The sequence below is a fragment of the Streptomyces sp. cmx-4-9 genome (assembly GCF_046548835.1).
Taxonomy (GTDB): domain Bacteria; phylum Actinomycetota; class Actinomycetes; order Streptomycetales; family Streptomycetaceae; genus Streptomyces.
Map to the genome: position 1 here is coordinate 383727 of NZ_JAEBEE010000002.1, position 22311 is coordinate 406037.

The 22311-nt window shown below is 74.5% G+C and carries 19 protein-coding genes and 1 pseudogene; 10 read left to right on the top strand and 10 right to left on the bottom strand.

Annotated elements, in window-relative coordinates; translation table 11 throughout:
• Positions 1–110: 110 nt before the first annotated feature.
• Positions 111–1412 (top strand): annotated as a pseudogene (locus tag ACLJTM_RS07835) (DUF6777 domain-containing protein); the annotation flags it as partial.
• A 264-nt stretch (positions 1413–1676) separates the two neighbouring features.
• Here the strand turns inward: ACLJTM_RS07835 and ACLJTM_RS07840 are convergent.
• On the bottom strand, positions 1677–2045 hold the full coding sequence (locus tag ACLJTM_RS07840) for a hypothetical protein (RefSeq protein ID WP_411102690.1): 369 nt from the start codon (positions 2043–2045) through the stop codon (positions 1677–1679).
• A 223-nt stretch (positions 2046–2268) separates the two neighbouring features.
• On the opposite strand from ACLJTM_RS07840, the gene ACLJTM_RS07845 reads away from it, so the two are divergent.
• Entirely contained in the window at positions 2269–4353 is a 2085-nt protein-coding gene (locus tag ACLJTM_RS07845) for a SpoIIE family protein phosphatase (protein WP_411102691.1), read from the top strand.
• Positions 4354–4356: 3 nt separating this feature from the next.
• On the opposite strand, the gene ACLJTM_RS07850 is transcribed toward ACLJTM_RS07845, so the two are convergent.
• From ACLJTM_RS07850 to ACLJTM_RS07870, 5 genes are all read right to left on the bottom strand, one after another.
• A complete protein-coding gene (locus ACLJTM_RS07850) occupies positions 4357–5145 on the bottom strand; it encodes a DUF4328 domain-containing protein (protein WP_411102692.1) in 789 nt (262 codons plus the stop codon).
• Positions 5146–5497: 352 nt separating this feature from the next.
• Positions 5498–6091 (bottom strand): hypothetical protein, encoded by a 594-nt coding sequence (locus ACLJTM_RS07855; RefSeq protein ID WP_411102693.1) that lies wholly within the window; start codon positions 6089–6091, stop codon positions 5498–5500.
• Between the two features lie 69 nt (positions 6092–6160).
• Complete coding sequence (locus ACLJTM_RS07860; RefSeq protein ID WP_411102694.1) at positions 6161–8146, bottom strand: ABC transporter permease; 1986 nt, start codon at positions 8144–8146, stop codon at positions 6161–6163.
• Positions 8147–8749: 603 nt separating this feature from the next.
• Positions 8750–9571 carry a molybdate ABC transporter substrate-binding protein gene (gene modA / locus ACLJTM_RS07865; RefSeq protein WP_411102695.1) on the bottom strand — a complete coding sequence of 274 codons (822 nt, stop codon included), beginning with the start codon at positions 9569–9571 and terminating at the stop codon, positions 8750–8752.
• A gap of 209 nt (positions 9572–9780) precedes the next feature.
• The gene (locus tag ACLJTM_RS07870; protein WP_411102696.1) at positions 9781–10176 is read right to left on the bottom strand and encodes a TOBE domain-containing protein; all 396 of its coding nucleotides are present in this window, start codon (positions 10174–10176) and stop codon (positions 9781–9783) included.
• Between the two features lie 134 nt (positions 10177–10310).
• On the opposite strand from ACLJTM_RS07870, the gene ACLJTM_RS07875 reads away from it, so the two are divergent.
• From ACLJTM_RS07875 to ACLJTM_RS07885, 3 genes are all read left to right on the top strand, one after another.
• Positions 10311–10712: an RNA-binding S4 domain-containing protein gene (locus tag ACLJTM_RS07875; protein WP_411102697.1), complete on the top strand. Its 402-nt coding sequence runs from the start codon at positions 10311–10313 to the stop codon at positions 10710–10712.
• A 1041-nt stretch (positions 10713–11753) separates the two neighbouring features.
• Positions 11754–13076, top strand: a complete 1323-nt coding sequence (locus ACLJTM_RS07880; protein WP_411102698.1) for a serine hydrolase domain-containing protein — start codon at positions 11754–11756, stop codon at positions 13074–13076.
• A 110-nt stretch (positions 13077–13186) separates the two neighbouring features.
• Positions 13187–13831: an alpha-ketoglutarate-dependent dioxygenase AlkB gene (locus tag ACLJTM_RS07885; RefSeq protein WP_411102699.1), complete on the top strand. Its 645-nt coding sequence runs from the start codon at positions 13187–13189 to the stop codon at positions 13829–13831.
• 160 nt (positions 13832–13991) lie between these two features.
• On the opposite strand, the gene ACLJTM_RS07890 is transcribed toward ACLJTM_RS07885, so the two are convergent.
• Positions 13992–14285 (bottom strand): YkvA family protein, encoded by a 294-nt coding sequence (locus ACLJTM_RS07890; RefSeq protein ID WP_411102700.1) that lies wholly within the window; start codon positions 14283–14285, stop codon positions 13992–13994.
• 32 nt (positions 14286–14317) lie between these two features.
• A complete protein-coding gene (locus ACLJTM_RS07895) occupies positions 14318–14812 on the bottom strand; it encodes a MarR family winged helix-turn-helix transcriptional regulator (protein ID WP_411102701.1) in 495 nt (164 codons plus the stop codon).
• Between the two features lie 143 nt (positions 14813–14955).
• Between ACLJTM_RS07895 and ACLJTM_RS07900 the strand changes: the two genes are divergently transcribed.
• Together ACLJTM_RS07900 and ACLJTM_RS07905 are read left to right on the top strand one after the other, a co-directional pair.
• Positions 14956–15519, top strand: coding sequence for a DoxX family membrane protein (locus ACLJTM_RS07900; protein WP_411102702.1), 564 nt, complete (start codon positions 14956–14958; stop codon positions 15517–15519).
• A gap of 85 nt (positions 15520–15604) precedes the next feature.
• Positions 15605–17446, top strand: coding sequence for a glycoside hydrolase family 15 protein (locus ACLJTM_RS07905; protein WP_411102703.1), 1842 nt, complete (start codon positions 15605–15607; stop codon positions 17444–17446).
• A 127-nt stretch (positions 17447–17573) separates the two neighbouring features.
• On the opposite strand, the gene ACLJTM_RS07910 is transcribed toward ACLJTM_RS07905, so the two are convergent.
• A complete protein-coding gene (locus ACLJTM_RS07910) occupies positions 17574–18455 on the bottom strand; it encodes an NAD(P)H-binding protein (RefSeq protein ID WP_411102704.1) in 882 nt (293 codons plus the stop codon).
• 125 nt (positions 18456–18580) lie between these two features.
• Between ACLJTM_RS07910 and ACLJTM_RS07915 the strand changes: the two genes are divergently transcribed.
• Positions 18581–19483, top strand: a complete 903-nt coding sequence (locus ACLJTM_RS07915) for a LysR family transcriptional regulator (RefSeq protein ID WP_411102705.1) — start codon at positions 18581–18583, stop codon at positions 19481–19483.
• A gap of 73 nt (positions 19484–19556) precedes the next feature.
• On the opposite strand, the gene ACLJTM_RS07920 is transcribed toward ACLJTM_RS07915, so the two are convergent.
• Positions 19557–20963, bottom strand: a complete 1407-nt coding sequence (locus ACLJTM_RS07920) for an APC family permease (protein ID WP_411102706.1) — start codon at positions 20961–20963, stop codon at positions 19557–19559.
• A 318-nt stretch (positions 20964–21281) separates the two neighbouring features.
• Here ACLJTM_RS07920 and ACLJTM_RS07925 point away from each other — a divergent pair, with 318 nt between their 5' ends.
• Together ACLJTM_RS07925 and ACLJTM_RS07930 are read left to right on the top strand one after the other, a co-directional pair.
• Complete coding sequence (locus ACLJTM_RS07925; protein WP_411102707.1) at positions 21282–21671, top strand: VOC family protein; 390 nt, start codon at positions 21282–21284, stop codon at positions 21669–21671.
• Between the two features lie 97 nt (positions 21672–21768).
• Positions 21769–22308 carry a GNAT family N-acetyltransferase gene (locus ACLJTM_RS07930; protein ID WP_411102708.1) on the top strand — a complete coding sequence of 180 codons (540 nt, stop codon included), beginning with the start codon at positions 21769–21771 and terminating at the stop codon, positions 22306–22308.
• The last annotated feature ends 3 nt before the right edge of the window (positions 22309–22311 follow it).

Consider the following 22311-nt stretch of genomic DNA (forward strand, 5'->3'; position numbering starts at 1 on the left):
GACGGCCCAGCCCATGGGCCGCCCGAGTGCACGGCACGGTGACGATCCCGTGCAATGGGTGTGGAACCTTCATCGAGGACCGGAACTCCTCCGCCTGGGAAGAAGAGCCCGTGACCACGCAGCCCGACCACCAGCCGCCCCGCCGTCCGCCGCCGTCCCAGCGCCCCACCACACCGCCCGCAGGCCCCCCGTCCGGCCCCCTCTCGGGCGGCCGGCAAGGACCCCCCGCCGCCCCGCCGCCCGCCCCGCCGTCCGGGCCCGCCGGCCCCGGGCCCGGCAGCACGGGCGGCCCGCCCGCCGGAGGCACCCCGCCGAAGGGGCCCTGGTGGCGGTCCGTCCCGCGGCTCGTCACCGCCCTGGTCGCGGTGGCGGCGGTGGCCGCACTGGTCGTCGTGCTGACCCGGCCCGGCGGCTCCGCCCGGGCCGACGGCGAGGTCTTCCTCCAGCCGGCCGCCGACTCGGGGCCCGACCCCTTCACCGCGTCCACCGCCGCCGACCGGGCCACGCCCCCGCCGACGACGGCGCCGCCCCCGGACGCCACCACCGGGCCCGCCACCGGCACGACGGCCACCCGCAGCGTCAGCGGCGCGGCGCCGGGGCTGTACGGCGGCACCGCGTCCGTCGCGAGCTGCGACGTCGAGAAGCAGATCACGGCCCTCTCCGCGCAGCCCGCCAAGAACAGCGCCTTCGCCTCCGCGCTCGGCCTCCAGCCCGCGGCCGTACCGGGCTACCTGCGCACGCTCACCCCGGTACAGCTGCGCTGGGACACCCGGGTCACCAACCACGGCTACCGGGACGGCGCCGCCACGGCCTACCAGGCGGTCCTCCAGGCCGGCACCGCCGTCCTGGTGGACGGCCGCGGGGTGCCGCGGGTGCGCTGCGCATGCGGCAACCCGCTCGGGACCCCGGTGCCGCTGAAGAGCGATCCGAAACGGACCGGGCAGCCGTGGGCCTCCTACCGGCCCGCGCAGGTCGTGGTCATCGCGCCCTCGGTGAAGATCGTGAACAAGTTCGTCATCTACGACTCCCACGACCGGCGTTGGTACGAGCGCAGCCGCGGCGACCACCAGGGCCGCAACGACAGGCCGGTACCCCCGCCCGTGGTGCCCACCCCGCGCCCCACCCCGACCGGCAGCGTGTCGCCCGGGACCAGCAGCACCCCCTCCGGCCCGACCACCGGCCCCGGCACCTCTCCGGCCGCGCCCGACGGCTCCGGCACCCCCGGGGACGGCGGGACGCCCACCGGCACGCCCTCCGACCCGGACAGTCCGTCGGACTCGGGCACGCCCTCCGATCCGGGCACGCCGTCGGACGCCGACACGCCCTCGGACGCGGGTACGCCCTCCGATTCGGGCTCGTCCAAGGACCTGCGCAGGGACGGGGACGGCACGCCCTCGGACACCGCGACGCCGACGCAGGCGCGTTCGGACACGCCCTCCGACGCCGGCACGCCGGGGGAGCGCACCGAGGACACCGGTACGCCGACGGGTACCGGCACGCCGACCGCGACCGGCACCCGCGCGCGTTCCGGGAAGCCCGCCACCACGGCCACCACCGCCACCGGTTCACCCACCGGTACGGCCACGCCCGGCGGTTCGGCCGCCGCGCCGTGAGGCCGCTCGGCGCCCTCGCGGGCGGAGCAGCACCACAGCGGCCCACGCCCTGCGGCCGGAGCGTCAGCCGATGCCCCGGCCCTGCCCGCCGCCGGACGTGACCGTGCAGTGCGTGGCACCGCCCGTCGCGGGGAGGATCGCGAAATCGGTGCTCTTGCGGAGCCGGACGACGGTGAAGGAACCATCGGGCGCGACGTTCTCCAACTGCGCGACGCCCCCGCCGCCGTCGATCTTGAGCGGCAGGTCCTCGGGGGCCCAGCCGGATCCGCTGACGGTGACGCTCAGCCCGTTGTCCGCCGGCCTCACCGTGCAGGAACCGGAGGCGGCCGCAGGCACGGAGGCCGCCGCCGGCGCCAGTGCGGCCCCGCCGGAGGCAAGGACGGAGCAGGCGAGGAGTGCGACGACCGCGGTACGGCGACTGCGCCGGTTCATGATGGCGTTCTCCCTCGCGCAGGTCCGGTCAAAGGACGGGACGGCGCCCGTGCGGTCCATCGTCTCCCCTGCGGACCAGAGTGTCGATCGGGATGCGGGGCGCGTGCGGAACGCGGTACGGGGGGCTGGGGGAACGGGGCCGCGGGGCCGCCGCGCACCGGCCGGTGGCCCGGTCCGGCCCTCCCGTGGGGACAGGGTCGGGTGGGAGTGAGACCCTGGCAGCATGGCCCAGAGGGGATCTCACTCCGAGGTCGACTGGCCGGCGCGGCCGGACACCAGCCTTGCGCTCAACCGCATGGGCACCTTCGACTGGGACCTCGACAGCGGTCGGATGCACCTGGATCCCACCGCCCTCGAGGTCATCGACCTGCGTCCGGACGAGTTCGACGGCACCCCCGCCGGACTGCGGGCCCGCATCGTCCCCGAAGACGAGGCCCGGCTCGACGCCCGCGTCGCCCAGGCGCTGCGGAACGGCCACAGCCACTACGGGGCCTACACCCGGGTCCGGGGCCGCGACGGCGGCACCGCCTGGCTGCACGTACAGGGCCACATCCTGCGTGACCCGCACGGGCACGCCTACCGCGTCATCGGCATCCTGCGCGACGCCGCGCACGACCCCGCCGACCCCGGCGCCGGCGGCAACCAGGAGGACGACCGCCGGCGGATGACCGGCGTCGTCGAACGGACCACCGCCATCCTCGCCCACGCCCGCACCGTCAACGACGTCACGGACATCCTCAAGGACCCCGAGGCCCTCGGGCACCTCGGCGCGGTCAGCGTGATGCTGGGCATCGTCGACGGCGTCCGCATCCACCTGGTCGCGGAGGGCCAGCTGGGCTCGTACGTCCCCGAGATCGAGTACACGCGCATCGACGCCCGGTTCCCGATGAGCGAGGCCGTACGCAGCATGCAGCCCGTCTTCCTCTCCTCCCGCGAGGAGTTCGAGAACGGCTACCCCCAACTGTGGCCGTACATCGAGCCGCTGGCCGTCCGCAGCGGGGTCTACCTGCCGCTGATCGCCCAGGGCCGGCCCATCGGCGCCCTCGGCCTGCTCTACCGCCGCAACGGTGACTTCACCGCCGAGGAGCGCAACGTGCTGATGGCACTCGGCAGCGGCATCGCCCAGAGCCTCCAGCGCGCCATCCTCTTCGAACAGGAACACGACCTCGCCGAGGGCCTCCAGCGGGCCATGCTGCCCCGCCGCATCCCCGAGGTGCCGGGCGCGCGGATCGCCGTACGCTACCGCGCCGCCCGGATGGGACGGGACATCGGTGGCGACTGGTACGACGTGATCCCGCTGGGCGAGGGCCGGGTCGGCGTGATGATCGGCGACGTGGAGGGCCACGACACCGACGCGGCCGCGGTCATGGGCCAGCTGCGGATCGTGCTGCGCGCGTACATCGTCGAGGGCCACACCCCCGGCACGGCGATGGAGCGGGCCTCCGCCTTCCTGCGCGACCTCGACACGGAACGGTTCGCGACCTGCACCTACGCCGAGGTCGACCTCACCACCGGCATGCTCCGCATGGTCCGCGCCGGGCACCTCGACCCGGTCGTCCGGCGCGGCGACGGCAGCTGCCACCGGATCCAGGTGGCGGGCGGACTGCCCCTCGGACTGCCCGCGCGTGAGCAGCCCGGAACCGGCACCGGCTATCCCGTCACCAGCCTCGAACTGCACCCCGGCGACACCCTGCTGCTGTGCACGGACGGCCTGATCGAACGCCCCGGCGACGACGCCGACACGGGCATGCGGGAGTTCCTGGAGGCCGCCCGCAACGGCCCGGCCGACGTGGAGGAACTCGCCGACGTGCTGTGCGACCTGCTCGGCGACGCGGGCGGTGGGGACGACATGGCCCTGCTCCTGCTCCGCCGCCGCGGCACCGCGACCGCACGCGGCGGCGGACCCCTGCGCCACCGGCTGGACGCCGGAGACCAGGAAGCCCCCGCCCTGGCCCGCCACCTCATCCGGGCGGCCGTGGCCGCCTGGGGAGCGGAGGACAGGGCCGACGCGATCGTGCTGGCGGCGGACGAGCTGATGACCAACGCCCTGGTCCACACCGAGGGCGGCGGCGAGGTCAGCATGCGGCTGACGGCGGAGGGACGGATCCGCATCGAGGTGGAGGACCACAGCAGCGCCCTGCCGCAGCGCCGGGAGGCGGACGACTGGGCGGTGTCGGGGCGCGGGCTGATGCTGGTGGAACAGCTCGCGGACGCCTGGGGCGTGGAGCCCCGGGGCGGCGGGAAGGGCGTGTGGTGCGAGTTCGCCGTCCCCACCCCCGGGAAGCCCGCCGCCGAGCGGCCGGCGTGAGGATCAGACGACGGCGTACGGACCCTCCGCGGCCTTGGTGTTCTGCAGGGCCGTGATCCTGCGCACGACGGCCACGGCGAGGACGGCGGCGACGACGCGCAGCAGGTCCGTGCCGACCCCGAGGGCGTAGGCGTCCTGCATCTCCTCATGGGTGTCCCCGTTGAAGAACAGCCGCCCGGAGACGCGTCCGACGAGTTCCGCGCTCACCCACACCAGCCACCAGGCCGTGACGGGTGCGGTGGAGTACCTCCGGAACGATCCGTCAGGTCCGAGCTGCACGCTGGCCTGCAGGGTCTGCTTGGAGATCAGGTAGGGGAGGACGAGGTTTCCGATGGGGACGAACCACGCGCCGATGGCCCAGCCCGGGCGGTAGGTGAAGGCGTCGGGGCCGAGGATCTCCCCGTTGCAGCGCACCCGGTGGAACCAGACGATGAAGACGGCCGCGATGGCGATGACCGCCAGGGTCTGGAAGACCCCCGCCGCGGCGCTGAGCAGATCGGCCGTGTCGAGGTCGGCGACGGCAGGGGCGGTGGCGGGATCCGCGACGTAGCCGCGCTTCACCGAGTAGCCGTACACGCCGACTCCGACCGCGAAGAGGTCGATGAGGCCCCCCGCCGCGAGCATGACGGTCAGGGCGGTGGCGAGGCCTTGCGGAGAGCGCAGGACCCGGTGCGGTGGCCCGCCGGGTACCGGGGCGGCCGTCCACCCCGGCCGTCCCGGCAGTGCCGGGTGCCCGGACGCAGGTGCGGGCGCGGGCGGCGGCGGTGGCTGGCCGGGTGTGCTGAAGGACATGACGGAGTACCCCCCACGGGTCGTGTCACCGGTGTGTGCCCGCAGACGTGCGCGGGCCCGGTTGAACCTATGCCACCCCGACCGCTCGGTCCAGCCGGTTACCGCTCCCACTGGAGGGCCGAACCCGCAGGTCGGGGCGGTGCGGTCCGCTTCGTCAGGGGATGTCGGGGAGGACCCGGGGCCGGTGCGTGCGCATGGACGGCGGCCGCCGCCGCACGGAGCGCGGACGGGCAGACGGCGGGCGGCGGGCGGGCTCACGGCCGGTTCGGGCTCCGGCGTCGGCCGGGCGGGCCGGGCGGGCCGGGCGGGCCGGGCCCCGGCACGATCCGGAAGAGACGGCCTGGGTGGCCGGTCAGCACTCCTGTTTCTGCAGGGAGTCCTTGACGACCGTCCAACCCCGCGGACCCTTCTCGAAGGTGACTCCGGCCGTGTAGTGCAGGAGCGGTCGGGCCGGCCTGGGGGCTTCTCGCCCCGTGCTCCGCTCGACGGCCTTCCACCGGCTGACGTCGACGCAGTCCGTCAGCTGCGCGGTGCGCACCTCCTGGCCCTCCCTGTGCTCGACGGAGAAGGCCAGGGAGGTGTGCCCGTGCCCCGTCGTGCCGGTGACGGCGTGTCCGCCCTCGCGCAACCGGGCCAGCTCCGCCTCCTTCTGCGCGTACACGGAGGGCGAGGCGACCTCCTCCAGTGCCGTGCCCTTCACGTCCGCCTGCGCATAGGCGGCGGACAGCGCGCTCCAGTACCGGTCGTAGACCGCGAGGACCTCGGCGTGGTCGGGGTCCTGCGCCTGCGCCGCGGACGGTGCGCCGGAAGAGGCACCCGGGCCGGCCGGTGCGGCCGCGCCGCCCCCCGGCGACCCGGCGCAGCCGACCGCCAGGGCGGCCAGGCCGGCGGCGGCGACCACCCGCGGCAGGGCGGCAGGGGCGCGGTGCTCTCGGACCGGTCTCACGCGGATGCTCCACTCGGGCAGGCGGGGTGCACGGGCGCCCCCCGGTGCAGACAGTAGCCGGGCCCGCTGCTAGAGCCGTACCAGGGTGACCTCGGTGGCCTTCACACTGGTCCACACCTCGGAGCCCTCGACGATGCCCAGTTCGGCGGCCGCCTCCGGGGTGATCTCCGCGACCAGGTCGGGTGCCCGGGTGGAGGCGATCAGCACGCGCAGCCGGCTGCCGACCGCCGTGATCTCCCGTACGGTCCCCGGCCAGACGTTGCGGGGGCTGCCGGCCGGGCGTTCGCGGTGCACGGACACCGCCTCCGGGGCGATGATCGCGAGCGCCTCGGCGCCTTCCGGCAGGGCCTCGGCGACCACCAGCCGGCCCCCGCCGGGCAGTGCGAGGCCGTCGGCGGAGGCGGTGCCCGGCCAGGCGTTGCGGCCCAGCATCCGGGCCACCCACGGCGAGCGGGGGTGGCGGGCCACCTCGGAGGGCGGGGCGTCCTGCAGGGTGCGTCCGTCCGCAAGGACGAGGACCCGGTCGGCCAGCGACACCGCCTCGACGGGATCGTGGGTGACGATCAGGCAGACCCCGCCGAAGCCGGCCAGGTGGGTGCGCAGGGTGTGCCGGACGCGGGCCCGGGTGGTCTGGTCGAGCGCGGCCAGCGGTTCATCCAGCAGCAGCAGCCGGGGCCGGGCGGCAAGGGCCCGGGCGAGCGCCACGCGCTGGGCCTGGCCACCGGAGAGCTGGGCGGGCCTGCGGTGCGCGAGGTGGCCCACGCCGAGCCGGTCCAGCCACTCCAGGGCCTCGCGGCGGGCCCGGGCGCGCGGGACCCCGCGGGCGCGCAGTCCGTACGCGGTGTTGGCCGCGGCGGTCAGGTGGGGGAAGAGGGCCCCGTCCTGCGGAACCCAGGCCACCTGCCGCTTGTGAGGCGGCAGCGCGGTGACGTCGGTGTCGCCGAGGCGCAGTTCCGCACGGGCGCGCGGGCTCAGCCCGAGCAGAGCGCGCAGCAGGGTCGTCTTGCCCGCGCCGTTCTCCCCGACGACCGCGATGGTGGTACCGGGTTCGGCGTCCAGGGACAGCTCGTTGAAGCCGGTGACCGAGGCGTGCAGGGGCCAACGGCCCCCGCCGGCCGGGTCCGCGGCGGCGGCCACGGGTTCGGAGGCGGGCCTGGAGGCGGCGGGGTCCGGGTCGGCAGGGTCCTCGGCCTTCGCCGCGGACGCCGTGTCATCCCGGACGGCGGGGGTGCCCGTCCAGCGGCCGCGCAAGGCGATGAGCACGCCCATCGCGATCGCCAGGAGCAGCAGGGAGACGGACGTGGCCGCCTCGGGCTGGTCCTGGAGCAGCAGGTACACCTGGAGGGGGAGGGTCTGGGTGGAGCCGGGCAGGTTCCCGGCGAAGGTGATGGTCGCGCCGAACTCGCCCAGCGCGCGGGCCCAGGTGAGCGCCGCGCCGGCGATCAGCCCGGGCGCGACCATGGGGAGGGTCACCGTGAAGAACACCCGGACCGGCGAGGCGCCGAGGGACGCGGCGGTCTCCTCATAGCTCTGCTTCAGTCCGCTCAGGGCCCCCTCCAGGCTGATGACGAGGAACGGCATCGCCACGAAGGTGGCCGCGACGACGGCGCCCGACGTGTGGAAGGGCAGGGTGATCCCGAACGTGCCCTCCAGCCACGGCCCGAGCAGGCCGCGCCGGCCGAAGCCCAGCAGCAGGGCCACACCGCCGACGGTCGGGGGCAGCACCATCGGCAGGAGCACGAGGGAGCGCACCAGGACCTTGCCCGTGAACTCCACCCGGGCCAGCAGCCAGGCGAGCGGTACGCCCAGGAGGAGCGACAGCCCGAGGGCCCACAGCGACACCAGCAGCGACAGCCGCAGCGCCTCGACCACGCCGGGGCTGCCGAGATGCGCGCCGAGCTCGCTCCACCGGGTGCGGACCAGGATGCCGAGGAGGGGCAGCAGCAGGAACGCCACGGCGAGCAGCGCGGGGAGCGCGAGCGTCACGGGGAGCCGGGCGCGGGGGCGGGAGCGGGGGCGCGTGCTGGTGCTGGTGCTGGTGCTGGTGCGGGGCATCTGGGTTCCTGGCGGGGGAGTCGGCGGCGGGAAGCAGCGTACGGCGGCCGGTGCGCCGCTGCGGACGGTACGTCAGGTCCGGCGGGTACGCACGGTGCGTCAGGCCGGCGGACGGTGCGTCGGATGCCGCCGGGCCGCACCGTGGGGCCGCACCGCCGGGCCGCGCGGCTGGTCCCGGGCTGGTCGTGTCCGGGGCGGCACCGGGCCGCGCCGCGGGCCGCGCTGCCGGGCCGCGCTGCCGGGCCGCGCCGCCGGGCCGGCCGCCGGGCCGCGCTGCCGGGCCGCGCCGCCGGGGCGCGCTGCCGGGCCGCGCCGCCGGGGCGCGCTGCCGGGCCGCGCGGCTGGTCCCGGGCTGGTCGCGTCCGGGGCGGCACCGGGCCGCGCTGCCGGGCCGCGCCGCCGGGCCGCGCGGCTGGTCCCGGGCTGGTCGCGCCGGGGGTGGCACCGGGCCGCGCCGCCGGGCCGCGCTGCCGGGCCGCGCTGCCGGGCCGCGCTGCCGGGCCGCGCTGCCGGGCCGCGCTGCCGGGGCGCGCTGCCGGGGCACGCGGCTGGTTTCGGCTGGTCGCGCCGGGGGCGGGCCCGGTGGCGGCGGGCCCCCGGCGGTCAGGCCTGCTGGAAGCCGGCGTCCTGAAGGATCTTCTGCGCCTCGGGCGTGCTCAGCCAGGCGACGAACGCGGCGGCGGCCTCGGCGTGCCTGGACTCCTTCAGGGTGGCGGCCGGGTAGGAGGCCACGGCGTTCTGGGCGTCCGGGATGTCGACGGCGACGACCTTGTCCCCGGACTTGGCGGAGTCCGTCTTGTAGACGAGGCCCGCGTCGGCCTCGCCCAGCTCGACCTTGCTCAGCACGGCGCGGACGTTGGGCTCCTGGGAGACGGGCTTCACGGCAACGCCCTGCTTGTCCAGGATCTCCTTGCCGTACCGGCCGACCGGGACCTCCGGAGCGGCGAGCACGACCTTGATCTTGGGGTCGGCGAGGTCCTTCAGGTCGTCGATCTTGAAAGGGTTGCCCTTGCCGGCCGCGATCACCAGACGGTTCTTCGCGATGACCTTGGCCTCGCCGGTCTCCGCCCTGAGGCCGTCCATGGTCCTGGCGTCGGCGGTGACCAGCGCGTCGGCCGGCGCGCCCTGCTTGACCTGCGCGGCGAGTTCCTGGGAGCCGGCGAAGGAGAAGGTGACCTTCGTGCCCGGGTGGGCCTTCTCGTACGCGGCGCCGGCGGTCTTGAAGACGTCGGTGAGGGAGGAGGCGGCGAGGACGGTCAGGTCGGCCGCCTTCGGTCCGGCGGAGGCGGTGGCCGCACCCGCGGCGTTCGGGGAGCCGTCCGCTGCGGGCTCCGAGCCGCCGTCACCGCAGGCGCTCAGCGGCAGCAGCAGGGCGGTGGTCAGGACGGCGGCGGCGGTACGGCGGCGGATCGGGGTCGCGGACATGAGCGGGGTGCTCCTCGGTCGGGTCGGGCGGGGCGGGGCGGTTCGGGCCGGTAGCGGTCGGGGCGGGACGCCGGGTCCGCACCGTGGTGACCCGCACCGGCGACGGGCGGAGCGGGCGGGCGCGCCCGGGCTGGGGCGCCCGGGCTGGGGCGCCCGGGCTGGGGTGCGGTCGGACGGGCGCACGTGCGGGTGGCTGCGGTCAGACGCGGTCAGATGCGGTCGACGTGCACGCTGGTCGACTTCACGCGGGCGGTCGCCTGCATGCCGACCTCCAGTCCGAGCTCCTCCACGGCCTCCCGGGTGAGCAGGGAGACCAGCCGGTGGGGACCCGCCTGGATCTCGACCTGGGCCGCCACGTCGCCGAGGGTGACGGCGGTGACGATGCCGGGGAAGGCGTTGCGCGCCGAGGTGTACGGCTCGGCGTCCTCGCTGTGGGCCCCCTGGCCCACCTCGACGGAGAAGGCGGCCAGATCACGGCCGCTGATCAGGCGCCGGCCCGCCCCGTCACGATGGGTCACGACCCGGCCGGCGTCGGCCCAGCGGCGTGCGGTGTCGGGACTGACGCCCAGCAGACGGGCCGCCTGGCCGATGGTGTAGGACTGCATGAGCGATACGGTAGGGCCATTTCTCCCGCACATGCAATCCTCTTAGGATGATCTGCATGGCAGGTGCGATTCCCATTGGCGTATCTGCCAAAAGTCATTCCGCTGTCGCGGGACCTTCTCGCTACAGTCGGGGCATGGCTGATGAGGTATCCGGAACGGCAGCGGCAGCAGGCGGAGGCACCGTCCGGGTGGACGCGTGGATCTGGTCCGTCCGCCTGACGAAGACCCGCTCGACCGCGGCGACCGCCTGCCGGGCGGGCCACGTGAAGGTCAACGGCGAGCGTGCCAAACCGGCGCAGCCCGTGCGTGCCGGTGACGAGGTGCGGCTCTTCCACGCGGGGCGCGAGCGGATCGTCGTGGTCCGGCGGGCCGTCTCGAAGCGGGTGGGGGCTCCGGCCGCCGCGGAGTGCCTGATCGACAAGAGCCCGCCCGCGCCGACCCGCGTCGAGGCGGCCGTGGTCGGCATCCGCGACCGCGGCGCGGGCCGCCCCACCAAGCGCGAACGCCGCGAGATCGAGAGCCTGCGAGGCCGCTGACGGGGAAGCGGGCGACCGGAATCGCCGGGCGCCGCAACACCCCTCGACCGGACACACCTCGGACCCAGAGGACCCCACCCGGCCCCGCGAACATCTCCCAGCGGCGCCGACCCCGCCCGGCGGCGCACGGCCGCGCCGGCTTCTGCCGGCGGCGCCGGCCTCCCCCCGGCTCCGGCCGTGCTCGGCTCACCGGGCCGCGCTGGCCCCCCCGGCCCAGCCCGGACGTGCCCGGCCTCGCTGGCCGGGGTGACCCCACCTGGCCGCGTCGACCCCGCCCGGCCGCGCCAGCCCTGCGCGGCCGTCCCCCGGCCGTGCTCGGCTCACCGGGCCGTGCTTGGCCGGCCGCGTTGGCCTCCCCGACCCCGCCCCGCTGCCCTCGGCCGTGCTTGGCTCACCGGGCCGCGCTGGCCTCCCTGCCGCCCGGCCCCGCCCGGACCTGCCCGGCCTCCCTGGCCGCCGCGACCCCGCTCGGCCGCTCCCGGCCGTGCTTGGCTCACCCGGCCGCCCCCGATCCCGCTGGCCCAGCTCGACCCGTCCCGGCCACGCCGATCCCGCTGGCCCAGCTCGACCCGACCCGGCCACGCCGACCCCGCCTGGCCGCGCCGACCCTGCCCGGCGGCGCACGGCTGCGCACGGCTGCGCCAGCTTCTCCCAGCGGCGCCGGCCTCCCCGGCCACGGCCGGCCGCCCTCGGTGGTGCTTGGCTCACCCCGGCGGCGCTGGCCACGCTGGCCCCACCCGGCCGCGCCGACCCCGCCCCGATCCCGCCCAGCCGCCCCCGACCCCGCCCGGCCCCGCCCGGCCTCCCCGGCCCCGCCCGGCCCCGCGCCGACCCCGCGCGGCCTCCCCGGCCCCGCGCGGCCTCCCCGGCCCCGCCCGACCGCCCCCGGCCCCGCCCGGCCGTCCCCGGTCGTGCGGTTCCGCCGTGCGGGGCGGGGGCGTGCATGCCTACGCTGGTGTGTCGTCCGTCCCCGCCCGGCTCCTCGTACGACAGGACAGGAGGCGCGTCGTGAGGCCTTCACACCCGCACTCGCACCCGCCCGTGAGCCCGCCCGTCCGCCCCCGTACGGGGCCCCGCGGGATCCGGTTCGCCGCGGCCGCCGCGGCGGCCCTGCTCGGACTCTCCTCGCTCGCGGGAACGGCGTACGGCGCTCCCACCCCGCCACCCCCGCCCTCCGCTTCCTCCCCGGCGGCGGACGGCGCGGACGCCTTCCGTGAACTCACTCCGGCCGTCGCGGCGCAACTGGACGCCGCGGTCCGGCGGACCCTGCGCGAGAGCGGGGTGCCCGGCGTGACGGTCGGCCTGTGGGCGCCCGGCAAGGGCAGTTACGTCCGGACGTTCGGTGTCGCCGACAAGGCCACGGGCGCCCCCATGCAGACCGACTTCAACATCCGGATCGGCAGCGAGACGAAAACGTTCACGGTCACCGCCCTCCTGGAGCTGGTCGACCGGGGCAAGCTCGAACTTGACGACCCCATAGGCAAGTTCATCAGCGGTGTGCCGAACGGGGACCGCATCACCCTGCGCCAGCTGGCGGAGATGCGCAGCGGGCTCTTCAACTACACCGAGGACGCGGGCTTCGACAAGGAGTTCGCCGCGCACCCCGAACGGCCCATGACTCCGCAGCAGTTGCTGGACTACTCCTTCAAGCACCCGGTGCAGTTCGCGCCCGGCGCCCAATTCGAGTACTCCAACACCAATCTGATCCTGCTCGGACTCGTGGTCGAGAAGGCCGGCGGCCGGCCGCTGCACGAGTTCATCCGCCAGAACGTGCTGGAGCCGGCCGGGCTGCGGCACACGGTCTTCCCCACCGACGCGGCCTTCCCCGACCCGCACCCGCAGGGCTACACCGACCAGTCGGCCTCGGGCAAGACGGTGAACGCCACGCACTGGAACCCGTCCTGGGCGTGGGCCGCCGGGGCGATGATCTCCGACCTGCAAGACCTGCGCAGTTGGGCGCGCACCCTGGCGACCGGCACGCTGCTGACCCCCGAGACCCAGGCCGAACGCCTCAAGACCCTGCCCATCGGCGGCATTCCGGGCGCCGGGTACGGGCTGGGCATCTTCGACGTCCAGGGCTGGATCGGCCACAACGGCTCGCTCCCCGGGTACGAGACGCTGACCGTCTACCTGCCGCAGGCCGAGGCGACGATGGTGGTCCTCCTGAACACCGACATCCTGCACGACGGCCAGGAGCCCAGCACCCTCTTCGGCGAGGCGATCACGAGCATCGTCAGCCCCGGCCACGTCTACCCCGGCCACAAGGCGGTCGAGCCGAAGGGCACCCCGACCCCGGCCCCCACCCCCTCGGCGGCCCCCACCCCCTCGGCGGCCCCCTCCCCGGGAGCGCCCGCAGTGCAGTGACGTACCACCTCGCAGGACGTCCTCCCCGCACCCCATCCCTCCACCCACCCCCACAACCCACCCACCCCCATATTCGGGCAGACGTTCGAATGTGGGGGTAGGCTGGTCCCATGCACGCGCTCCACGGCCTCCACAACCTCCAGGGCTCCCTCTTCGACCAAGGCGACGAGATCACCCTCGGCCCGCTGTCCGGCCTGCGGCGTACCGAACTCGGCGAGGGGGCCTGGGTCGACCACCTGCCCGGCTGGCTGCTCGGCGCCGACGCCCTGTTCGAACAGCTGGCCGCCGACGTGCCCTGGCGTGCCGAGCAGCGGCAGATGTACGAGCGCCAGGTCGAGGTGCCCCGGCTGCTCGCCTTCTACGGCGAGGACGCGGAGCTGCCCCACCCCGCGCTCGGTCAGGCGCGCGCGGAGCTGGGCCGCCACTACGCCGCCGAACTGGGCGAGCCCTTCACCACGGCCGGGCTCTGCCTGTACCGCGACGGCCGCGACAGCGTCGCCTGGCACGGCGACCGCATCGGCCGCTCCTCCACCGAGGACACCATGGTCGCCATCGTCTCGGTCGGCGACCCGCGCGACCTCGCCTTCCGCCCCCGGGCCGGCGGCCCCACCCTGCTGAGACTGCCGCTGGGGCACGGAGACCTCGTCGTCATGGGCGGCTCCTGCCAGCGGACCATGGAGCACGCCGTACCGAAATCCGCGCGAGCCGTCGGCCCCCGCATCAGCATCCAGTTCCGCCCGCGCGGCGTGCGCTGAGCACGCCGGCCGGGCGTCAGCCATGGGTGCGCCGCCCGTGGAGCCGCGCCCGGTCGATCCCTGGCCACGGGGCCTCCGGACTACGAGGCCTCCGGGCGGCAGGGCTGCAGGGCTACGGGCTACGGGCTGCAGGGCTACGGAGCCTCCGGTCTCCTCCGGGCTACAAGGTTCCCGGCTCCTTCGCGGGCCGGACCGCCGAGGCCGCCGCGTGCAGGGACCGCAGGGCCAGCAGCAGGACGCCGATGTCGTCCAGGTACACCGGGTCCGGAATCAGGTCCACCGGGGAGACGGTGTAGATCACGGCAGCCCAGAACAGCGCCTTGTCCCGCAGCGGGATCCCCGCGTCGAGCAGGAGCCGGCGCGCCTTGAAGACCCGTACGAGCAGTACGGCGGCCGCGACCGCCAGCGCGGCCGCGACGAGCACGGCGACCGTGAGCCAGACCTTTCCGTCCATGAGGCCCGTATACCCGGATCCCCCGACCGATATCACGGCCGCCGCCGGGGCGGTTGCGGGGTGTGGCCGCCCGGCTCCCGCAGGCGCCGGCTGACCTCGCCCAGCCCCGCGGCGACCGCGTCGAGCTGCTCGGGGGTCAGGACGTCGACGAGGATCTCCCGAACCGTCGCCACATGGCCCGGCGCGGCCTCCTCCAGCCGTGAACTCCCCGCGTCGGTGAGGACGGCGAAGACCCCGCGCACGTCGGAGGGGCAGCTGCGGCGGCGGACCAGCCCGGCCTTCTCCATCTGGGTGATCTGGTAGGTCAGCCCGCTCTTGGAGTTGATCAGGCCGTTGGCGAGCTCGGTCATGCGCAGTTCGCGCCCGGGCGCGGCGGCGAGCCGCACGAGGATCTCGTACTGCGGGTGCGACAGCCCGGAGTCGTCCTTGAGCTGCTGGTCGAGCCGCCGGTTCACCAGGGCCGAGGCGGCCAGGAATCCGCTCCAGGCCCGCATCTCACGCTCGTCCAGCCATCTCGTTTCAGCCATGGGGCCAGCGTACACAGGTTGTTCGAATTTGAATCAATGGTTAGGGTGCGGCCTAGTGGTTCGAATGTGAACAACCCGCAGGGTCGCCCCGCCCCTGCACCCTCCCGACCCCTGACCGGACCACCCGACCGGAAGGACCCCCCATGACCAGCCCCTCCGTCTCCCCGGCGAAGCCGCAGGCCACCGCACCGGCCGCCCCGCCCGCCCCCGCCGCAGCCCTCACCGCCGGCTCCGACGCGGGCCTGCTGCTCCTGCGCCTCGTCCTCGGCCTGACCATGGCCGCCCACGGCTCCCAGAAGCTCTTCGGCTGGTTCGGAGGCGGCGGCATCAGCGGCACCGGCCAGTTCTTCACCGCGAGCGGCTACCCCGCCGGCGACGCCATGGCCGTCCTCGCCGGACTCACCGAGACCCTGGGCGGACTTGCCCTCGCCCTCGGCCTGCTCACCCCGCTCGCCGCCGCCGCCCTCGTCGGCACCCTCGTCAACGCGCTCGCCGTCCACGGCACCGGCTCCTTCTTCGCCCCCAAGGGCATGGAGTACGAACTGCTCCTCACCGCCGGCGCCGCAGCCCTCGGCCTGACCGGCCCCGGCCGGTACGCCGTCGACCGGCTGCTGCCCGTCCTGCGCACCCCGCGACCGGCCCTCGGCGCCTTCGCCGTCCTCCTCGGACTGGCCCTCGGCGCCGTCCTCCTGCTCATCCGGAATTAACCGGCCGACACGGGGAACCAGCGCGCACGAGGGTGCCCGGGGCCTGCGCTGATTGGCCCCGGGCATTCGGGGGAAGAGCGCACAAATGACACAACCCATCGAAGACTACGCACTCATCGGCGACCTGATGACCAGTGGACTGGTCGGCCGCGACGGGTCCATCGACTGGCTGTGCCTGCCGCGCTTCGACTCGGGGGCATGTTTCGCCAAGCTGCTCGGCGACGAGGACAACGGACACTGGCGCCTCGCCCCCCTCGACGCCGCCGACGGCGAGCGGTGCACCCGCCGCGCCTACATCGACGGCACCCTGGTCCTGGAGTCCTACTGGGAGACCGAGACCGGAACGGTCAAGGTCATCGACTTCATGCCGCAGCGCGACGTCGCCCCCGACGTCGTCCGCATCGTCGAGGGCATCAGCGGCCGGGTCCAGATGAGCAGCACCCTGCGCCTGCGGTTCGACTACGGCCACGTCGTCCCCTGGCTGCGCCGCAGCGACGGCGACCGGGTCGCCGTCGCCGGACCCGACTCCGCCTGGTTCCGGAGCGAGCCCCCCGTCCGCACCTGGGGCGAGGACAACAGCACCCGCTCCCGGTTCCCCGTCGCCGCCGGCGAGCGCGTCGCCTTCGTCCTCACCTGGCACCCCTCCCACGAGCCGCGCCCCAAACCCGTCGACCCCTACGAAGCCCTGGAGCAGAGCCTCGCCGGCTGGCAGGAATGGACCGCCCAGTGCCGCTACGAGGGCCCGTACAAGGAAGCGGTCACCCGCTCCCTGATCACCCTCAAGGCACTCACGTACGCCCCGACCGGCGGCATCGTGGCCGCGGCCACCACCTCCCTGCCCGAGGAACTCGGCGGAGTCCGCAACTGGGACTACCGCTTCTGCTGGCTGCGCGACTCCACCCTCACCCTGGGCTCCCTCCTCGCCACCGGCTTCCTCGACGAGGCCCGCGCCTGGCGCACCTGGCTGCTGCGCGCCGTCGCCGGCGACCCCGCCGACCTGCAGATCATGTACGGGATCGGCGGTGAACGCCGGATCCCCGAGTCCGAACTGCCCTGGCTGCGCGGCTACGCCGACTCCGCCCCCGTACGGGTCGGCAACGCCGCCGTCGACCAGCTCCAGCTCGACGTGTACGGGGAAGTGCTGGACTCCCTGCACGTGGCACGCTCCGCCGGACTGCCCACCGAACGGCACGCCTGGCAGCTCCAGCTCGCGCTCCTCGACTTCCTGGAGAAGAACTGGCAGCGCCCCGACGAGGGCCTGTGGGAAGTGCGCGGCCCCCGCCGCCACTTCGTCCACTCCAAGGTGATGGCCTGGGTCGCCGCGGACCGGGCCGTGCAGGCCCTGGAGAAGGACCCCTCCCTCCCCGGCGACGTGGAACGCTGGCGGACCATGCGGGACGCGGTCCACCTGGACGTGTGCGAGAAGGGCTTCGACCCCGAACGCAACACCTTCACCCAGTTCTACGGCTCCGACGAACTGGACGCCGCGACCCTGCTGATCCCCCGGGTCGGCTTCCTGCCGCCCGACGACCCGCGCGTCGTCGGCACGGTCGACGCGGTGCGCGAAGAGCTCGGCCGCAGCGGCCTGGTCCGCCGCTACACCACCGAAGGCCCCTCCGTCGACGGGTTGCCCGGTGACGAAGGAGCCTTCCTGGCCTGCTCGTTCTGGCTGGCCGACGCCCTCCACATGACGGGCCGGGAGGAGGAGGCGCGGGAACTCTTCGAGCGGCTGCTGGACGTCAGCAACGACGTGGGCCTCCTCGCCGAGGAGTACGACCCGATCGCGGGACGCCAACTGGGCAACTTCCCGCAGGCCTTCAGCCACGTCGGCCTGGTGAACACCGCCCTCACCCTGGGCCACGCGCAGGGCCGGGCCCGGAAGCAGGCCGAGGAGCAGGGCCGGCAACAGGTCCAGGAGCAGGGCTAGGGCCGTGACCGGAAGGTGTGCCGGGCGCCGCGACCCGGTGAGCCTTCCCGGTCACAGCACCAGGTGTATGGCCCTGTGCGGTTGCAGGCGCGGCTGACGGGTGGAGGGCCGCCGACCGGCGTGCCGGTCAGGACTGGACGGCCGGCTTCAGGACGTCCTGGCACCACTGGCGGAAGTCGGTGGTGGTGGCGGGGGCCGGGTCGCGCGGTTCGGCGTCGTAGATGCCGTTGTTCTGCGCGTGGACCATGCCGGCCATGTCCTGGGCCAGCGAAGGGCTCGCGCCGTGCTGCACCATCCGGGCCTGGAAGTCCGCGAGCGGCACCTGCCGGTAGCGCACCGTGTGGCCCAGGGATTCGGAGATGATCTCGGCCATGGCATCGGGGGTCAGGTCGTCGGGGCTGACCAGGGGAACGCGGGCCTGACCCTTCCAGGTGGCGTCCAGCAGAAGGGCTGCCGCGGCGGCGGCCACGTCCTGGGTGGCCACGAGCGGCAAGGGCCGGTCCGCGGTGTTCGCCAGGGAGAACACACCCTGCTGCGCGATCGGATGGACCTGGCGGAGGATGTTCTCCATGAAGAAGGGCAGGGCCAGGGCCCGGTACTGCGCGCCGGCGCTTTCGATCAGCTCGTCCATGGCGAGCGCGGCCGACAGCAGCCCGGCCTCGCCGATGTACCCGTGGCCCAGTGAGGTGACGTGCACCATCCGCACGCCCCGGCCCGCGGCTTCCTGGGCTACGGCCCGGGTGAAGTCCAGGTAGTGGTTCTCGGCGGGGCCGGCGTCCCGGAAGCCGGCCGGGGGCACGAGCCAGAACAGGCGGTCCGCGCCCTCCAGCGCCTTCGCGATCGTGTCCGCGTCGGCGTGTGAGCCCTCCACCACCTCCGCCTGCGCGCGCACGTGCTCCGGGAGGCGGGAGGGATCGCGGGCGATCACCCGGACCGGCTCACCGCTGTCCAGGAGACGGTCCAGGACCTGTCGGCCGACGTCACCGGTCGGCGTGGTAACAACGATCATGAGGGCCTCCATACAGGGGGTCGACGGCGCACCCCAAGGGGCGTGCCGAGCAGTCGCTGTCCAGTGAACCCGGAGCAAAGACACAGGTGAAGGACCATCTGGGTCCCCATTGATACCCTGGAGGTATGAAAGATCCGGAGGTACGGCAGCTCCGCTACTTCGTCGCGGTCGCGGAGGAACTGCACTTCGGGCGCGCTGCCGACCGGCTGGGGATGGCGCAGCCCCCTCTGTCCCGAACGATCCGCGACCTTGAACGACAACTCGGTGTGACACTCTTCGAACGGACCACCCGGCAGGTGAAACTCACCGCCGCCGGAGAGGTCCTGCTGCGCGACGCCAGAACCGCTCTGGAGGCGGTCACCGCCGCCGCCCACCGAACCCGGCACGCAGGCAGCGCCACGCCCCGGCTGCGCATCGCCCTCAAGGCCGGCATCGACGGCGGCCTGCTACCGCAGATCCTGGACGCCTACAGCACCGACCCCGCAGCCCCGCCCCCCGACCTGGTCCTCGGAGGGTTCGGCGCTCAACCCCAGGCACTGCGCGATGGCCTCGCCGACGTCGCCCTCGTGCTCCGCCCCATCGACGACCGCGGGCTGGACAGCGAGCCGCTGCTGACCGAGCCGGTGCTGGTGGCCATGGCCGCCACCGACCCACTGGCCGCCCGTACCCGGCTGCGCCTGGCCGACCTGGCCGGCCGGAACCTCCCCAACGGCGCACCGGCCGACGACGGCCGGACCACGCCACCCCAGCCCGGAACAACGAGACAAGCCTCCAACTTGTCGGAGATCTTCAGCCTCGTCGAGACAGGCAGCATCGTGTTCTTCGCGCCCGCCTCGGTCGCCCGACACAATCCGCGCCCCGGGGTCGCCTACCGGCCGGTCAGCGACCTGCCGAACTGCACACTGGCCGTCGCATGGCCCCAGGAAGCCCGCTCACCGGCCGTCGCCGCCTTCGTGCGCGCCGCTTGCGCGATCGCAGCCGCCCACCGCGCACAAGCGGAGGCCCGCATGCAGGGCACGCCCGCCTGAGGCCCGCCCCCCACCACGATCGGCCAGAGCGTGCGGGGGTACCGGGGCCGCGCGCGGCCCCGGTCCGGCGACCCTACGCCACAGCGTCCTGGCCGTCCTCCGGAATGCTGACCAGCCAGCGCGTGGCCCGCCGCGGCCGCAGGTACAGCGCCCAGTACAGCGTGGCGGCAGCGGTGATCCCGCCCGTCCACAGCAGGTACTGGACCTCCTGCCGGGTCAGGATGTAGGCGAGCACGGCGATCAGCACCACCGGCACCGCCGGCCACAGCGGCATCCGCCAGGCCGCCGCTTCCTTGTGGGCGCCGCGCCGGCTGAACAGCGAAGCCACCGCGACCAGCAGGTACATGCCGGTCACCGACACCCCGGTGACCCCGTACAGGGTGTCGAGGTTGACGAAGCACAGGGCGGCGCCGGGCACGCCGACGACAAGGGTCGCCACCCACGGGGAGCCGAACCGGCCGAGCTTCGCCAGTGCGTGGTTCACGGGCTCGGGCCAGGCGCGGTCACGGGCGGAGGCGAACAGCACCCGCGAGTTCTGGATGACCATCACGATGCCCGCGTTGACGATGGCGAGGGCCACGCAGAGGCTGACGAAGGTGCCGACGGCCGAAGTGGACCAGGCCGTCACCATCGCGCCCAGGTCGCCGGCGGCCAGCGCGCCCAAGTCCGGGGCGCCCAGGGTGATGGCGACGACGGGGACCAGGATGACCGCGGTGGACAGGGCCAGCGTGGTCAGCACCGTACGGGCCACGTTGCGCCGCGGGTTCTCCAGCTCCTCCGAGAGGTACACCGCCGTGGAGAACCCCTGGGTGACGAACAGGGCGATCGCCAGGCCGGAGACGACCATCATCGCCGTGACGGTGGAGTTCCCGCCGCCCTCCGCGGCGACCGTGCCGTGCACGAGGGCGCCGGCGCCCCGCTCGCCGTGCGAGAAGCCCAGGACGGCCACGAGCGCCGCGGCGACCACTTCCAGTACCAGGAAGACGCCGGTGATCCAGGCGTTGGCCCGCAGGTCGAGGAGTCCGGCGAGGGTGGCGAGCAGCATCACCGCGGCGCCCGCCGCCGGGGCGGGCACCTCGATCAGGGGAGCCAGGTAGTCGGCCGTGCCCATCGCGATCACCGGCGGCACGATCATGACGACCAGCAGGGACAGGACGAAGACCAGCCATCCGGCGAGCCGGCCGGCCAGGGTCGAGACCATCGCGTACTCACCGCCCGCGCTCGGGATCAAGGTCCCCAACTCCGAGTAGCAGAAGGCGACTCCGATGCAGAGCAGCGAACCGATGGCGATGGTGAGGGCCGTCCACGTGCCGAGGCTCGCGAACAGGTCGGGCACGACCACGAAGAGGGTCGAGGCGGGCGTCACGCACGAGAGCGTGAGCAGCGTTCCGCCCACGACGCCGATGGAACGCTTGAGCTTCTGCGGGACGGGCCCGGTGGCGGGGGAGAGTGCCTGGGGGGCGCTGAGCGTGTCGGTCATCGGTGCAGGTTCCGATCGGCAGGTGCGGGGTGTGAGCGGGGAGCGCTATCGCCTCCGAGGCGCTGGCGGGTACGTGGTTCCGTGCTCCCGGGCGCACATGCAATCCCTGCGAGATCTGCTGGTCAAGAGCCGTCCATCGACGGAATCCGTCGTCCGCCGACGCGGCCGGGCCCCGCTTCGTGCGTCAGGACCGCATCAATGCTGCGCCGCAAGCGGGTGCGGGAACCGCAGCCCGCACCCCGCGAATTTTCCCCGGCTTTGCCGAGCCGGCTCCCCGCCGGTCCGTGTACGGACGGCAACGCCGGGTAAGCGCGCGCCATGACTGTCGCGAAGACGAGCGTTCTCGTACTGGACTGCGCCGAACCGGAGTCGCTGGCCCACTTCTACGCCGAGCTGCTGGGCGCCGACATACGCCCCGGGGACGGCTTCGACATGGTCGAGGTGGTCGGCGGGCCAGGCGTCCACCTCGCCATCTGCCGCGACCACGGCTACGCGCCGCCGAGCTGGCCCCGCCCGGAGGACTCCCAGCAGGCTCACCTGCGGATCCTGGTCGCACCCGAGGACCTGGACGAGGCGGAGCGGGAGGCGGTCTCCCTCGGCGCCCGCCCGGTGTCCGCCGACGCGGAGGAAGGCCCGCGCGACGCCCGCCTGTTCAGCGACCCGGCGGGCCACACCTTCACCCTCGCGGCCACCGGCGTGAAACGCTGACCCGGCCCGCGCCGACCACGGCCACGACCACGGCCGCAGCCGCAGCCGCAGCCGCAGCCGCGGCCCCGGTCCGGCCCCGGCCCCGGCCCGAAAGGAGATGCGCCAAGATCACGCATCTGCGAGAGTCGCGCCCGTGAACAGTTCCGAGCCCGTCATACGTCGCGCGGTCGCCTCCGACGCGCCCGAAGTGGCCGAGGTGTGGCTGCGTTCTTTCACCGCGGCCCTGCCCGGCGTACGCCGCGCCCACGACGACGACGCGGTGCACAACTGGTTCGCCCACGTGGTCGTGCCGCAGTACGAGACCTGGGTGGCCGTCGCCGATGGCGCCGTCACCGGACTGCTGGTGCTCGACGGGGCCGAGCTCGAACAGCTCTACCTCGACCCTTCCCGGCGCGGCCGCGGGCTGGGGGACCGGTTCGTCGACCTGGCCAAACAGCGGCGGCCCGCCGGGCTGGGGCTGTGGACCTTCCAGGTCAACGGCCCGGCCCGGCGCTTCTACGAACGGCACGGCTTCACCGCGGTCGAGCACACCGACGGACTGCGCAACGAGGAGCAGGAGCCGGACGTCCGCTACACCTGGCAGCCGCAGGCCGCGCCCACACCCCCGCGCACACCCCCGCGCACACCCACGCCATGACGG